Annotated in this window: 17 protein-coding genes; 9 read left to right on the plus strand and 8 right to left on the minus strand. The window is 67.2% G+C overall.

Annotation, left to right across the window (positions count from 1 at the left end):
* Positions 1–29 precede the first annotated feature (29 nt).
* Both ACZYZ7_RS18715 and ACZYZ7_RS18720 read left to right on the plus strand, forming a co-directional pair.
* The gene (locus ACZYZ7_RS18715; RefSeq protein ID WP_450070237.1) at positions 30–1,532 is read left to right on the plus strand and encodes a DEAD/DEAH box helicase; all 1,503 of its coding nucleotides are present in this window, start codon (positions 30–32) and stop codon (positions 1,530–1,532) included.
* A gap of 27 nt (positions 1,533–1,559) precedes the next feature.
* Positions 1,560–2,798 carry an Rv3212 family protein gene (locus tag ACZYZ7_RS18720; protein ID WP_135453282.1) on the plus strand — a complete coding sequence of 413 codons (1,239 nt, stop codon included), beginning with the start codon at positions 1,560–1,562 and terminating at the stop codon, positions 2,796–2,798.
* Between the two features lie 16 nt (positions 2,799–2,814).
* Here ACZYZ7_RS18720 and ACZYZ7_RS18725 read toward each other — a convergent pair whose 3' ends face one another.
* Positions 2,815–3,891 (minus strand): MerR family transcriptional regulator, encoded by a 1,077-nt coding sequence (locus ACZYZ7_RS18725; RefSeq protein ID WP_450070238.1) that lies wholly within the window; start codon positions 3,889–3,891, stop codon positions 2,815–2,817.
* A 45-nt stretch (positions 3,892–3,936) separates the two neighbouring features.
* Positions 3,937–4,764, minus strand: a complete 828-nt coding sequence (locus tag ACZYZ7_RS18730; RefSeq protein WP_450070239.1) for a ParA family protein — start codon at positions 4,762–4,764, stop codon at positions 3,937–3,939.
* 28 nt (positions 4,765–4,792) lie between these two features.
* On the opposite strand from ACZYZ7_RS18730, the gene ACZYZ7_RS18735 reads away from it, so the two are divergent.
* The 3 genes from ACZYZ7_RS18735 to ACZYZ7_RS18745 are packed head-to-tail and all read left to right on the plus strand — an operon-like array spanning position 4,793 to position 6,971.
* A complete protein-coding gene (locus ACZYZ7_RS18735) occupies positions 4,793–5,404 on the plus strand; it encodes an acid phosphatase (RefSeq protein ID WP_450070240.1) in 612 nt (203 codons plus the stop codon).
* Entirely contained in the window at positions 5,389–6,486 is a 1,098-nt protein-coding gene (locus ACZYZ7_RS18740; RefSeq protein WP_450070241.1) for an isochorismate synthase, read from the plus strand. Before ACZYZ7_RS18735 ends, ACZYZ7_RS18740 begins: the two co-directional genes overlap by 16 nt.
* Positions 6,483–6,971, plus strand: a complete 489-nt coding sequence (locus ACZYZ7_RS18745; RefSeq protein ID WP_450070242.1) for a GNAT family N-acetyltransferase — start codon at positions 6,483–6,485, stop codon at positions 6,969–6,971. Before ACZYZ7_RS18740 ends, ACZYZ7_RS18745 begins: the two co-directional genes overlap by 4 nt.
* Here the strand turns inward: ACZYZ7_RS18745 and ACZYZ7_RS18750 are convergent.
* Both ACZYZ7_RS18750 and aroQ read right to left on the minus strand, forming a co-directional pair.
* On the minus strand, positions 6,968–7,345 hold the full coding sequence (locus ACZYZ7_RS18750) for a hypothetical protein (protein WP_450070243.1): 378 nt from the start codon (positions 7,343–7,345) through the stop codon (positions 6,968–6,970). The genes ACZYZ7_RS18745 and ACZYZ7_RS18750 overlap by 4 nt on opposite strands.
* Positions 7,342–7,794 (minus strand): type II 3-dehydroquinate dehydratase, encoded by a 453-nt coding sequence (gene aroQ, locus ACZYZ7_RS18755; protein WP_286174718.1) that lies wholly within the window; start codon positions 7,792–7,794, stop codon positions 7,342–7,344. Before aroQ ends, ACZYZ7_RS18750 begins: the two co-directional genes overlap by 4 nt.
* A 62-nt stretch (positions 7,795–7,856) precedes the next feature.
* Between aroQ and ACZYZ7_RS18760 the strand changes: the two genes are divergently transcribed.
* The 3 genes from ACZYZ7_RS18760 (at position 7,857) to whiB1 (ending at position 9,757) form a co-directional block, all read left to right on the plus strand.
* Positions 7,857–8,246, plus strand: a complete 390-nt coding sequence (locus tag ACZYZ7_RS18760; RefSeq protein WP_135453270.1) for a YchJ family protein — start codon at positions 7,857–7,859, stop codon at positions 8,244–8,246.
* A gap of 35 nt (positions 8,247–8,281) precedes the next feature.
* Positions 8,282–9,244, plus strand: a complete 963-nt coding sequence (locus ACZYZ7_RS18765) for a diacylglycerol/lipid kinase family protein (RefSeq protein ID WP_135453269.1) — start codon at positions 8,282–8,284, stop codon at positions 9,242–9,244.
* A gap of 258 nt (positions 9,245–9,502) precedes the next feature.
* The gene (gene whiB1 / locus ACZYZ7_RS18770) at positions 9,503–9,757 is read left to right on the plus strand and encodes a transcriptional regulator WhiB1 (protein ID WP_003882795.1); all 255 of its coding nucleotides are present in this window, start codon (positions 9,503–9,505) and stop codon (positions 9,755–9,757) included.
* 187 nt (positions 9,758–9,944) lie between these two features.
* On the opposite strand, the gene ACZYZ7_RS18775 is transcribed toward whiB1, so the two are convergent.
* Both ACZYZ7_RS18775 and ACZYZ7_RS18780 read right to left on the minus strand, forming a co-directional pair.
* A complete protein-coding gene (locus tag ACZYZ7_RS18775) occupies positions 9,945–11,444 on the minus strand; it encodes a sensor histidine kinase (protein ID WP_450070244.1) in 1,500 nt (499 codons plus the stop codon).
* Positions 11,445–11,476: 32 nt separating this feature from the next.
* Positions 11,477–11,692: a biotin/lipoyl-binding carrier protein gene (locus tag ACZYZ7_RS18780; RefSeq protein WP_135453267.1), complete on the minus strand. Its 216-nt coding sequence runs from the start codon at positions 11,690–11,692 to the stop codon at positions 11,477–11,479.
* A 135-nt stretch (positions 11,693–11,827) separates the two neighbouring features.
* Between ACZYZ7_RS18780 and ACZYZ7_RS18785 the strand changes: the two genes are divergently transcribed.
* Positions 11,828–11,920 carry a 50S ribosomal protein bL37 gene (locus ACZYZ7_RS18785; RefSeq protein ID WP_003882799.1) on the plus strand — a complete coding sequence of 31 codons (93 nt, stop codon included), beginning with the start codon at positions 11,828–11,830 and terminating at the stop codon, positions 11,918–11,920.
* An 82-nt stretch (positions 11,921–12,002) separates the two neighbouring features.
* On the opposite strand, the gene rsrA is transcribed toward ACZYZ7_RS18785, so the two are convergent.
* Positions 12,003–12,308: a mycothiol system anti-sigma-R factor gene (gene rsrA / locus ACZYZ7_RS18790; protein ID WP_135453266.1), complete on the minus strand. Its 306-nt coding sequence runs from the start codon at positions 12,306–12,308 to the stop codon at positions 12,003–12,005.
* Entirely contained in the window at positions 12,305–12,952 is a 648-nt protein-coding gene (locus ACZYZ7_RS18795; RefSeq protein WP_167857768.1) for a sigma-70 family RNA polymerase sigma factor, read from the minus strand. The genes rsrA and ACZYZ7_RS18795 overlap by 4 nt, the downstream gene beginning before the upstream one ends.
* Positions 12,953–13,146: the final 194 nt, after the last annotated feature.

Genomic DNA, 13,146 nt, shown 5'->3' on the forward strand with positions numbered 1-13,146 from the left:
TTGACAGTGAAAGGCCACCTCCTCCAACCATGACTCATCTGAATAAGACGTTTGCCGAGCTCGGCGTCCGCGACGAAATTGTGCGCGCACTGGCCGAGAACGGCATTCACCACCCGTTTGCCATCCAAGAACTGACCCTCCCGTTGGCGCTGGCCGGGGACGACCTGATCGGTCAGGCCCGCACCGGTATGGGCAAGACCTACGCCTTCGGTGTCCCGCTGTTGCACCGGGTCTCCAGCGACGAGACCCGCCCGCTCAACGGGACCCCCCGGGCCCTGATCGTGGTGCCCACCCGCGAGCTGTGTCTGCAGGTCTACGACGACCTCGCCGGAGCGGCCAAGTACCTCACCACCGCCGACCGCAAGTTCTCCGTGACCTCGATCTACGGCGGCCGTCCCTACGAGCCCCAGATCGAGGCGCTGCGCAAGGGCGTCGACGTCGTCGTCGGCACCCCGGGCCGGCTGCTCGACCTGGCCCAGCAGGGCCACCTGCAGCTGGGCGGACTGTCCGTGCTGGTGCTCGACGAGGCCGACGAGATGCTGGATCTGGGCTTCCTGCCCGATATCGAGCGCATCCTGCGGCTGACCCCCGACGACCGGCAGTCGATGCTGTTCTCGGCCACCATGCCCGACCCGATCATCACGCTGGCTCGCACGTTCATGAACCAGCCGACCCACATCCGGGCCGAGGCCCCGCACTCGGCGGCCACCCACGACACCACCGAACAGTTCGCCTATCGGGCCCACGCGCTGGACAAGTCCGAGCTCGTGAGCCGGATCCTGCAGGCCGAGGGCCGCGGCGCCACAATGATCTTCACCCGCACCAAGCGCACTGCGCAGAAGGTGTCCGACGAACTCGCCGAGCGCGGGTTCAAGGTCGACGCGGTGCACGGCGACCTGGGCCAGGGCGCGCGCGAGAAAGCCTTGAAGTCGTTCCGTACCGGCGCCGTCGACGTGCTGGTGGCCACCGATGTGGCGGCGCGCGGCATCGATATCGACGACGTCACGCACGTCATCAACTACCAGTGCCCCGAAGATGAGCAGGCCTACGTGCACCGCATCGGTCGCACCGGCCGCGCCGGCAAGACCGGTGTCGCGATCACCCTGGTCGACTGGGATGAACTCGCCCGCTGGGAGATGATCGACAAGGCGCTGGAGCTCGGGTGTCCCGATCCCGCCGAAACCTATTCCAGCTCACCACATATCTACGAGGAACTGGGCATCCCGACCGATGCCGCCGGCCGGATCGGCGAACCGCGCAAGGCGAAGGCCAAGCGCAGCCCCGACGAGAAGCGCATCTCTTCGGCGGACGAGGATCGGCCGGCTAAGACCAGGACCCGCAGCCGTCGGCGTACCCGCGGCGGCGAGTCAGGCACCGGTCATCCCGAGGGCGCCTCGACTCCGGCGCAGGACGGCCCCGATGCCGCACCGGTGATCGAGTCGGAGGACACCGCCGCGGGCGACGGGTCGAGCGCCGGACGTCGCCGCCGCCGGCGTCGTCCCCGGAAGACCGAGACCGCTACGGCCGGCTGACCGGCGAACGCCAGACAAGACCTGTCAGTGGTCAAACCCGAACGCCGCACCCGCGGCGACATCGCTGCCGCGGCGGCAATCGTCGCGATCGTCGCGCTGGCGGCCGGCCTGATCTGGTGGACCAGTGACGCCCGGGCCACCATCAGCCGGCCCGCCGCGTCACCGGTCCCCTACCTGACTCCGGCGCGCGAGGTGCCGGCCGGTCTGCAGGAGCTGTGGACCACCGACAGCCCGAAGACCACCGAACCCGTGCTCGCCGGCGGGTCGGTGGTGACCGGCGACGCATCCACCGTCGAAGGCCGTGATCCGGTCACCGGTGCGGTGTTGTGGAGCTACGCCCGCGACCTCGAACTGTGCGGTGTGACGTCGGTGTACCAGTACGCCGTCGCGGTGTATCCGGATGTCCGCGGCTGCGGACAGGTCAGCACCGTCGACGGCAAGACCGGCAGGCGCGGGCCGGCCCGCACCGCCTACGCCGACCCCGAGGTCCGGCTGTCCTCCGACGGCTCCACGGTGCTCTCGGCCGGGGACAGTCGCCTCGAGCTGTGGCGCTCGGACATGGTCCGGATGCTCTCCTACGGCGCCCTGGACGCCCGCATCAAACCGGACGTACCGGCCTCACCGGTGTGCCGCCAGCTGTCGGCGGCGGCGAGTTCCTCGGCGGTGTCGGTGCTGGAATCCTGCCCGAAGAGCAAGTTCATCCGGCTGACGCTGCTGCGCCCGGCCGACGAAGAGGACACCCCCGACGTGCGGTACGTCGAACTGCAGGACATCACCGACGAATCCGGGGCCCAGGTGGTCGCGGTATCGGGCACCACGACCGCGGTATACCTGCCCTCCCCGAAGCCGATGGTGAACGTCATCGACGAGACCGGAAAGACTCTTGCCAGCCTGCCGCTGGCCAAGCCGGCCGCACCGCAGTCGACCACCACCCGCACCGGGGATCTGATCAGCTGGTGGACCGGGGACTCGGTGCTGGTATTCAGCACCACCGGAACCGCCGGCCTTCAGTACAAGTTCACCGTGACGCCCACCGTGGACGAGTCCGGACGTCATATGCCCGTCGGACCCGCCACGGTGATGGCCGGGCAGCTCCTGGTTCCGGTCAACGACGGTTACGACGTCTTCGATCAGCAGACCGGTGCCGGGCAGCGGCACATCGCGCTGCCACGGACACCCAGCGTGTCGCCGGTGGTGCCGGTGGTGGCCGGAGACACCCTGCTCGAACAGCGCGGCACGCAATTGGTGGCGCTGGGCCCAGCGTGACCCGGCCTGGTCAGGCTCAGCCGATGTCGATAACGATCACGGTGGTGTTGTCGCTGCCGCCGGCATCGTTGGCCACCTGAACCAGCCGCTGCGCCGCGACCTCGGGTTCGTCATCCGCGGCGGCGCCCGCGATGTCGGCATCCTCGGCTCCGGCGAACAGTCCGTCACTGCTGATCAGGAACCGGTCGCCGGGACGGCAGTCGAGATCGAACAGATCCGGCCGGATGAAGGGGCCGATGCCCAGCGCCCGGGTCAGCAGGTGCCGGTGCGGGTGGAAACGGGCCTCCTCCCGGGTGATCTCACCGGCCCGCACCAGCTCCCCCGAGACACTGTGATCGTCGGTGAGCTGACACATGACTCCGTCGCGGATCCGGTTCAACGGCGAATCCCCGATGTTGATGGCCATGGGGCCGCCCTGCTCGTCGCCGAACATCGCCACCACCGTCAGCGTGGCCCCCGAGCTGGTACCCGATGCGCTGACATGTGCGAAGACCTGCTCGTTGGCGGCCTGCACCGCGCCGATGAGCCCGTCGCGGTCAGGTGCGGCGGCGAATCCGGCGGCCAGCACCTCGACCGCGATCCGGCTGGCGTGTTCACCGCCGGGCCCGAAGCCGTCGGCGACCGCGTACAGGATGCCGTCCGCGAGCAGTGAATCCTGGTTGCTCTCCCGCACCGGACCCTGATCAGTGGCCGTCGCGGACCGTAACACCGAAGCCATCCAGATCGTCCTCTCGTCACTCCGGCGACCCCCTGCCACCGGAGAAAATTGAGCGAGCAGCGCGCCGCGGACCATCACGAGCGCCTCACGGCGGTGCGCATATTCATCATCAAGCGCTGTCCGCCAGGCAGCCAGTTGCTGCTCGGTCGGGTCCCGCAGGAATTCAGCGATCTCGGCGACCGGTACCTGGGCTCCCCGGAGCAACCCCACCGTCCGAGCCTGAGCAATCTGGCCCCGCGAGTAGTACCGGTAACCCGTGAGTTCATCGACAGCGGCCGGCACCAATGCCCCCGATGCCGCATACGAACGCAACATCTTGGCCGACAACCCGGTCCGGGCCGCGAACTCACCGATGCTCAGCAGATCTTCGTTCATGTCGTCAGCATCGGGTCTGCCCGTAGGAGAAGGTCAAGTAGCGCCCTAGACCGCCTCAGGCGTGAACGTCGGCAGCTTCTTGCCGGACTTCCAGTGCTTGAGCAGGGCCTGGGCCAGCTCGCGATAGGCCAGGCCTCCCTTGCTCTTGCGGCCGGCCAGTACCGAGCATCCCGACGCGCTGGCCTCGGCGAACCGGACGGTACGCGGAATCGGCGGGGCCAACACCGGCAGCTCGTACCGGTCGGCAACGTCGAGCAGCACGTCACGACTGTGGGTGGTGCGCGAATCGTAGAGCGTGGGCAGCGCGCCCAGCAGTGCCAGTTCGGGATTGGTGATCTGTTGCACGTCGGAGATCGTGCGCAGGAACTGGCCCACGCCGCGGTGCGCCAGGGTCTCGCACTGCAACGGCACGATCACCTCGTTCGCCGCGGTCAGACCGTTGAGCGTCAACACCCCCAGCGATGGCGGACAGTCGATGATCACCACGTCGAAATCGGATTCGACCTTGGCCAGGGCCCGCTTGAGCGCATATTCCCGCCCGGCCCGCATCAGCAGCATGGCTTCAGAGCCCGCCAGATCGATGTTGGCCGGCAGCAGCGTCATCCCCTCGGCCGTCTCGACCAGAGCCGCCCCCGGCTCGACGTCGCCGAGCAATACCTCGTGTACCGACACCGGCAGCTTGTCCGGGTCATGTCCCAATGAAAACGTCAGACAGCCTTGCGGATCCAGGTCGACCAGCAGAACGCGCCGCCCCTGCTCGGCCATCGCCGCACCCAGCGATGCCACCGTCGTCGTCTTGGCTACCCCACCCTTTTGATTGGCGACCGCTAATACTCGCGTCACACTGTTATCCAAGCACGCTCTCGGCGGCATTGCCGGAACGTGGGGCAGAATCGCCGTTGTGAGCGACCGCCTGCACCGCCTGATCCTGCTCCGCCACGGAGAGACCGAGTGGTCGGCGACCGGCAGGCACACCGGCCGCACCGAGCTGGAACTCACCGAGGCCGGACGCGAGCAGGCCGTACTGGCCCGCCCCGCGCTCGCCGAACTGCAGCTGAGCGATCCGCTGGTGATCAGCAGCCCGCGGCGCCGCGCGCTGGCCACCGCCGAACTGGCCGGCCTGCACGTCGATGAGGTCAACCCTGTGCTGTCCGAGTGGGACTACGGCGACTACGAGGGACTGACCACCCCACAGATCCGCCAGACCGTGCCCGATTGGCTGGTGTGGACGCATGGTTGCCCCGGCGGGGAGACCGTCGCGCAGGTCAGTGCCCGGGCCGATCGGGCCGTGGCACTGGCGCTGGCGCATGTGCCCGCCCGGGATGTGGTGTTCGTCGGGCACGGGCATTTCTCCCGCGCGATGCTGACCCGCTGGACCGAACTGCCGGTGGCCGAAGGCATCCGGGTATCGATGGTGCCCGCCTCTCTCGCGGTGTGCGGATTCGAGCACGGCGTGCGCCAGATCACCGCGCTCGGCCTGACCGGTCACCCCAACCCGTGCCTGTCGCAGTGAATCCGTCGTTCGTATTGGCCGGCCCGACCGGCGCCGTCCTGGCCGAAGGCAGCCGCGCCGGATATGCCGACATCGCCGACGCCCAGGCAGCATTGCGTTCTGGAACACCAATTGTGTTGGGCGCGTTGCCATTCGATCTATCGGCGCCCGCCGCCCTGTACGAACCCGACACAGTTCAGTTCACCGACGCACTGCCGGGCTGGCACGCGAGCCCGCCCCCGGCGGTACTGGATCGCGAAACCCTGCCGCCCGGTCCGGTGCATCGTGGACGGGTGGCCGAGGCGATCCGGCGACTGCGCGACCCACAGGTCCCGATCGACAAGGTGGTCCTGGCCCGCTCGTTGCGGCTGACCGCGGATTCCCCGTGGGACGTTCGAAGTGTGCTGCGCAGGCTGGCCGACGCCGACCCGGCCGCCACGGTCTACCTGGCGGATCTCTCCGCGGCAGGCGAAGCGCACACCGGTACCGCCCTGGTGGGCGCGAGCCCCGAGTTGTTGGTGGCGCGCGAGGGCGAGATGGTGATCTGCCAGCCGTTCGCCGGATCGGCACCACGATCGGCCGATCCCCAGATCGATGCGGCCAACGCCGCCGCGCTGGCCGCATCGGCGAAGAACCGTCACGAGCATCAGCTCGTGGTCGACGTCATGCGCCAGGCGTTGGACCCGTTGTGCGCGGATCTGCAGATCGCCGAGGAACCCGAGTTGCACGGCACCGACGCACTGTGGCACCTGAGCACCCCGGTTGTGGGCCGGTTGCGCGAAAAAAAGACCACGGCAATCGATCTGGCGCTTGCCCTGCATCCCACCCCGGCGGTCGGCGGAGTTCCCACCGATCGCGCCGCGGCACTGATCTCCGAGCTGGAGGGCGATCGCGGGTTCTACGCCGGCGCCGTCGGCTGGTGCGACAGTCACGGCGACGGACGCTGGGTGGTCTCGATCCGGTGCGCGGTGCTGTCCGCGGATCGATACACGGCACTGGCCAGCGCCGGCGGCGGTATTGTCGCCGAATCCGATCCAGATGACGAAGTCGACGAGACCACCACGAAATTCAGAACCATCCTGACTGGACTAGGGGCGACATGAGCGAGTTGATCCGCCGGGCACGGCCGGGCGACGAGGTCGAGATCACCGCGATGATTCGCGAGTTGGCCGAGTTCGAACGGGCCGCAGACGAGTGCACGGTGACCGAAAAGCAGATGCACACAGCGCTTTTCGGTGACCGGCCGGTGGCATATGCGCACATGGTGGAGATCGACGGGCAGGTCGCCGCGACCGCGGTGTGGTTCCTGAACTTCTCCACCTGGGACGGCGTCGCCGGGCTCTACCTGGAGGACCTCTACGTGCGTCCGGCGTTCCGGCGCCGCGGTCTGGCCCGGAAACTGCTGTCCACGTTGGCCGGTGAATGCGTCGAGCAGGGCTACACCCGGATGACCTGGGCGGTGCTGAACTGGAATGTCAACGCCATCGCGCTGTATGACGCCGTCGGCGGCAAGCCACAGACCGAGTGGACCACCTACCGGGTGTCGGGCCCCGAGCTTTCGGCGCTGGCCGCCGAGCGCAGCGGTTAGCCGCGTCCGGCGATCCAGTCCACCGCAGACGGGCTGAACAACAGGCCCAACGTCACCAGGCCGAGCAGTCCGATCAGTAGGCCGTACACGATGTGGTGCGAGGTCACGACGTACCAGGCCACCGGTAGCAACAACAGGTTGGCCGTCACTGCGATGCCCCTGCCCCAACGGCGTCCGGTGATCAGCGCCCAGCCACCGGCCAGGACGCCGCCACCGATCAGCGCACCCCAGATCGCGGTGCCGTAACCGCTGACGATGTGCTGGTCGGCGCCGGCCACCGCCCGCACCAGCAGCACGACCGCCCAGACCAACAGGGCCACCCCTTCGGCTGCGGTCAGAAAACCTGCGTACCGGATGGCAGGCGGCTGGGTCATGACTGCCGCTCCGCCAGGTAGCGCACCGCGTACTCGTATCCGGCCGGTCCGGCGCCGGCGATCACCACCTCGGCGACGGCCGACACATACGAGTGGTGCCGGAACGATTCCCGGGTGTGGATGTTGCTCAGGTGCACCTCCACCACCGGCAGTTCGGCGGCGCTCAGCGCGTCGCGAATCGCCACCGAGGTGTGGCTGTAGGCCGCGGGATTGATCACGATGCCCGTGCAGTCCACGCGGGCCGCCTGGATGGCGTCGACCAGCACGCCCTCATGATTGCTCTGCACCGCGCGTACCTCGAAGCCGAACCCGGCGGCCACCTCTGCCACCCGCTGCTCGATCTGAGCCAGGGTGGTGGATCCGTAGATTTCGGGCTGCCGGGTGCCGAGCATGTTGAGATTCGGCCCGTTGACGAGCAACAGACAAGGCTTCACAGGGCGTTCGGTCACCTCCGTACGGTACCGGCGCAGGGGTCCCGGCAGGCAAGACGCCGGCCTGCCACACTGACCGCGTGTCGAGCGTCAACCTCTGTCCGTGCGGTACCGGCCGCCGCTACACCGACTGCTGCGGGCCGCTGCACACCGGCGCCCGCCGGGCCCCCACGGCCGTCGCACTGATGCGATCGCGGTTCAGCGCCTTCGCCGTCGGTGACGTCGGCTACCTGCTGGCGTCCTGGCATCCCGACACCCGCCCCGCCGACCTGACCCTCGACGAGGCCATCACCTGGCGCCGGTTGCAGATCGTCGACACCGACGCGGGCGGTGAGGCCGACGACAGCGGCGTGGTCGAATTCCGCGCCCAGTACGTCCACGGCGGCGGCCGGCACATCCTTCATGAACGCAGTCGTTTCGAACGGGTGAAGAGCGAGTGGCGCTACCTCGACGGGGAGCTCTACGAATAACGGCGGGACACCTTGCCCGGTTAGGCTCATGCCCCGTGCGTGCCGTGCTGATCGTCAACCCGAACGCCACTTCGACCACCCCCGCGGGTCGCGACCTGCTCGCCCATGCGCTGGAAAGCCGGGTGACGCTGACCGTGGAACACACCAACCACCGTGGTCACGCCATCGAAATCGCCCGAGACGCCACCCGTGACGGTGTGGACGTGCTGATCGTTCACGGCGGCGACGGCACGGTCAACGAGGTGGTCAACGGCGTGCTCGGGGACTGTGGCACCCGCCCCGATCCCGCCCTGGCCCCCGCTGTGGCGGTCGTCCCGGGAGGATCTGCCAACGTCTTTGCCAGGGCACTCGGCATCAGCCCCGACCCCATCGAGGCCACCAATCAGCTCGTCGACCTGCTCGGCGGCTATCGGATGGGGCGTCCGTGGCGCCGCATCGGCCTGATGGACTGCGGCGAGCGCTGGGGCGTGTTCACCGCGGGGATGGGGGTGGACGGTGACGTGGTGGCGGCCGTCGAGGCCCAGCGCGAGAAGGGCCGCAAGGTCACCGCATCGCGCTACATCCGGGTGGCGGTGCGCGAGATGCTGGCCAGCGCACGCAAGCACCCGAGCCTGACGCTTCAGCTGCCGGGCACCGACCCCGTCGACGGAGTGCACTTCGCCTTCGTGTCGAACTCCAGTCCGTGGACGTATGCGAACAGCCGCCCCGTGTGGACGAACCCCGAAACCACGTTCGATACCGGCTTGGGCGTGTTCGCCATCACGAGCATGAACGTCTGGGCGAATCTGCGGGTGGTCCGCCAGATGGTGGCCCGCAATCCGCGCCTCGAAGCCAAGCACCTGATCCGTGACGACAATGTGTCAGCAGTCACCGTGACGAGTAACACGCCTGTCGCATGCCAGATTGACGGAGATTACATCGGCAAGCGCGAAACCATGACGTTCACGTCGGTTCCCGAGGCGCTGAGCGTCGTCGCACCGACAAAGAAAAGTGATTGACCTGCACAAACGCACCGGTTAAGGTGGAATTAGGGCGCAGCTAGTTCTGAAGTGTAGTACACAGGAGTGAGCGGTCCGGTCACCGACCCACCCAGTGACTTTGCCCACGTGTTAACTCAATGCTATTGACATCTGTTCAGCCTGTGAAAGCATCAATGCAACAGTGCAGAAACATTCGTGTGCACGCGTTAACAGCCGAAGAAAATCTAGTGCGCTTCGCCGCGCACGCATGACATGTCTAACAAGGAGTTTGATCTTATGGATTGGCGCCACAAGGCCGTCTGTCGCGACGAAGATCCGGAGCTGTTCTTCCCCGTGGGAAACAGTGGCCCGGCGCTTGCTCAGATCGCCGACGCGAAGCTGGTGTGCAACCGTTGCCCCGTAACCACTGAGTGCCTCACCTGGGCCTTGGACTCCGGCCAGGACGCCGGCGTGTGGGGCGGGATGAGCGAGGATGAGCGTCGTGCGCTCAAGCGTCGCAACGCCCGCACCAAGGCCCGCACCGGAGTCTGACCTTCAGTCCAGACCCCGACGCAAGCTATGGCCCCGACGAATGTCGGGGCCATAGCTTATTTTTGTGGCAATTATCGATGGCAAATTGCGTAATGGTCGTCACATTTCGTTTTTGACGCAACTGCGTAATTACTTCATTGGTACTGACGTCCCACTGTGGACGCCCTGTGAACCCTGACGGCGGGCCTCACTGGATCCCGCGACTGCGACGACCGATCGGCACCCGCAGCACCACATCGGTTCCGCCCGAGGCGACGTCATGCATGCCCAGCGACCCGTCCAACTCCGCGGTGACCAGCGTCCGGACGATCTGCAGACCCAACCGGTCGGCCTTCTCCAAGCTGAACCCGTCGGGCAACCCACGCCCGTCGTCGTGCACCACGACATCGAGCCAGCGGGCCGAGCGCTCGGACCGGATCGTCACGCAACCCTGGGGTGTATTCGCGTCGAAGGCGTGCTCGATCGCGTTCTGCACCAATTCGGTGATCACCATGATCAGCGCCGTCGCGCGATCGGCGTCGAGCACGCCGAGGGCGCCCTCGCGGTTGATCCGGATCGGGGTGTCCACCGAGGCGACATCGTTCATGATCGGCAGGATCCGGTCGATCACCTCGTCGAGGTTGACCTCCTCGTCGACCGACATCGATAACGCGTCGTGCACCAGCGCGATCGAGGACACCCGCCGCACCGACTCGATCAGCGCCTCCCGGGCCTCCAGATTGTTGGTGCGGCGCGCCTGCAGCCGCAGCAGGGCCGCCACGGTCTGCAGATTGTTCTTCACCCGGTGGTGGATCTCCCGGATGGTGGCGTCCTTGCTCAGCAATGCACGGTCACGTCGTTTGACCTCGGTGACGTCGCGGATCAGAACGGCAGCGCCGACCGCGGCGCCGTGCACGACCAGCGGCAGCGTCCGCAACAGCACCGCCGCACCGCCGGCGTCGACCTCCATGCGCATGCTGGAGCCACCCGCGAGCGAGTCGCGCACGTGGTTGGCCAGTTCCTGGGCCTCGAACGGGTCGGAGATCAACGGCCGGGTCACGGTGACCAGATTGTGCCCGTCGATTTCGGAGGCCAGTCCCATGCGGTGATAGGCCGAGATGGCGTTGGGGCTGGCGAACACCACGTCGCCGACCTCGTCCAGCCGGATGAACCCGTCACCCACCCGCGGGCTGGAACGCGACATGGCCAGATCGCCGACATTGGGGAAGGTGCCCTCGGACAGCATGTGCAGCAGATCGCTGGCACAGTCCAGGTAGGCGCCCTCCAGCGGGCTGGCCATCCGGCGGGCGGCCAGCGCGGTCTGGTGCGTCAGCACCGCGACCACGTGATCGCGGTGCCGCACCGGCACCGCTTCCACGTTCAGCCCGGGCAGGTCTGCCGAATGTCGTTGCGTACCACCGTTTCCCCGCCCGATCGCCCCGGACTCGAAGGCCGTGGTGATGATGTGCTGATCCGCGGCGGCCGCCAGCGTGCCCACCGAGTCGGCGAGCAATACCGTCGGGGCGGTGTTCGGGCGCACCTGCGCGACGCACACCAGCACGCCGTCGTCGCGACGCACCCACATCAGGTAGTCGGCGAACGACAGGTCAGCCAACAGTTGCCACTCCCCGACCACCGCATGCAGATGGTCCACCGCGCTGCCGGGCAGCACGGTGTGCTCGGCGAGCAGGTCACCGAGGGTGGACATCAGTCAGCGCCTTTACCGGGGCCCTGCGGCGTCTATTCGATCACCGCGATGAGATCGCCGGCCTGGATCACGTCGCCCTCGGCCACGTTGACCTTGGTCACGGTGCCCGCGACCTCGGCGAGGACCGGGATCTCCATCTTCATCGACTCGAGCAGCACCAGGGTGTCCCCCGCACCGATCTGATCGCCCTCGTGAACGACGACCTCCAGCACACTGGCCACGATTTCGGCGCGAACGTCCTCGGCCATCTTCACCCCACTTCACTCCGGCTGCTACGCGACTACTTCTGCGGCCTACATCGAACCACAACACCGGGTGGTGAGCGCCGCCCCCGGGTCATGAGACACTAGGGAGCAAGCTCTTACACCATCTGGAGGATCATCATGGCCAAGCGTGGCCGCAAGAAGCGGGACCGCAAGCACTCGAAGGCGAACCACGGCAAGCGCCCCAACGCCGGTTCGAAGTCAGTGCGCTAGCCACTTCGGCTGACTGTGACCGCCCGACTCCCTTCGGAGATCGGGCGGTTTGTCGTCGGGCCACTCGGAGCCGGCTGCCCCGTCAGCCCTGGATGATCGTGGTCCGGCTGATCTGGATGCGCAGCCGCTCCCGTAGGCCCTCCGGGGCCTTCTCACCGCTGCACTTGGCCGCGATGAGCCGCTTGACCCGCTCCTCGACCCCGTAGTGACGCAGGCAGGCCGGGCATTCCTCGAGGTGGTGCTTGAGCTTGTCACGGCTTTCGGCCGTGCATTCACCGTCGAGCAGCGTCCATACCTCGGCGATCACCGCGGCGCAGTCCGGGTGCTCGGGATCAACGGGACCGACCGGCGGAGTCCAGCGCTCGTCCTCATCGCGCTTGTCACTCATGACGAGACCTCCTCCGGCTCACCAAGCTGCTGACCTCGGATGAAGCCGCGATCCCTGGCCACATCCGCCAGCAGTTCGCGCAGCTGCTTGCGGCCGCGGTGCAGTCGGGACATCACAGTCCCGATGGGAGTATCCATGATCTCGGCGATCTCCTTGTAGGGGAAGCCCTCGACGTCGGCGTAGTACACCGCCATCCGGAATTCCTCGGGCAACGCCTGCAGCGCTGCCTTGATCTCGGTGTCGGGCAGCGCCTCCAGTGCCTCGACCTCCGCTGATCGCAGCCCGGTTGAAGAATGCTCGGCATTCGCGGCCAGCTGCCAGTCGGTGATCTCGTCGGTCGGGTACTCAGCGGGTTGGCGCTGCTTCTTGCGGTAGCTGTTGATGTAGGTGTTGGTCAGAATGCGGTACAGCCACGCCTTGAGGTTGGTCCCCTCGCGGAATGACCGGAAGCCGGCGTAGGCCTTGACCATGGTTTCCTGCAGCAGGTCCTCGGCGTCGGCGGGGTTGCGGGTCATCCGCAGAGCGCCGCCGTAGAGCTGGTCCAGCAGCGGGATGGCATCACGTTCGAACCGGGCGGTCAGCTCGGCATCAGTTTCGGCAGTCGGCTGCGGCGTGTCAGGCTCAGCCTGCTCGACGTCAGTCATCGTGGGAAACACCTTCCCTTCTGTCACGGCGCCACCAAGAGGTCCGGAATACCAGTAGGTATCCGGCGGCCGTTCCAGGCATACGGTTGGCACCAGAATCCTCCTTACAGATCCTAGAGCGTGCTACCGACAAGTAGCGCTGAGCAGGTGTCGAGAGCAATAACAGCATGCGGGGGCCCCGATGTTCCCGGCTA

It is taken from the genome of Mycobacterium sp. IDUB_17 (genome assembly GCF_055419465.1).

Excerpts from the sequence above, each read along its gene's own strand:
- rsrA (WP_135453266.1), bottom strand. The coding sequence starts at position 12,308 with ATGAGTGACAAGCGCGATGAGGACGAGCGCTGGACTCCGCCGGTCGGT.
- whiB1 (WP_003882795.1), top strand. The coding sequence starts at position 9,503 with ATGGATTGGCGCCACAAGGCCGTCTGTCGCGACGAAGATCCGGAGCTG.
- ACZYZ7_RS18730 (WP_450070239.1), bottom strand. The coding sequence starts at position 4,764 with ATGCCGCCGAGAGCGTGCTTGGATAACAGTGTGACGCGAGTATTAGCG.
- ACZYZ7_RS18785 (WP_003882799.1), top strand. The coding sequence starts at position 11,828 with ATGGCCAAGCGTGGCCGCAAGAAGCGGGACCGCAAGCACTCGAAGGCG.
- ACZYZ7_RS18745 (WP_450070242.1), top strand. The coding sequence starts at position 6,483 with ATGAGCGAGTTGATCCGCCGGGCACGGCCGGGCGACGAGGTCGAGATC.
- ACZYZ7_RS18715 (WP_450070237.1), top strand. The coding sequence starts at position 30 with ATGACTCATCTGAATAAGACGTTTGCCGAGCTCGGCGTCCGCGACGAA.
- ACZYZ7_RS18780 (WP_135453267.1), bottom strand. The coding sequence starts at position 11,692 with ATGGCCGAGGACGTTCGCGCCGAAATCGTGGCCAGTGTGCTGGAGGTC.
- ACZYZ7_RS18795 (WP_167857768.1), bottom strand. The coding sequence starts at position 12,952 with ATGACTGACGTCGAGCAGGCTGAGCCTGACACGCCGCAGCCGACTGCC.
- ACZYZ7_RS18775 (WP_450070244.1), bottom strand. The coding sequence starts at position 11,444 with ATGTCCACCCTCGGTGACCTGCTCGCCGAGCACACCGTGCTGCCCGGC.
- ACZYZ7_RS18750 (WP_450070243.1), bottom strand. The coding sequence starts at position 7,345 with ATGACCCAGCCGCCTGCCATCCGGTACGCAGGTTTTCTGACCGCAGCC.
- ACZYZ7_RS18725 (WP_450070238.1), bottom strand. The coding sequence starts at position 3,891 with ATGAACGAAGATCTGCTGAGCATCGGTGAGTTCGCGGCCCGGACCGGG.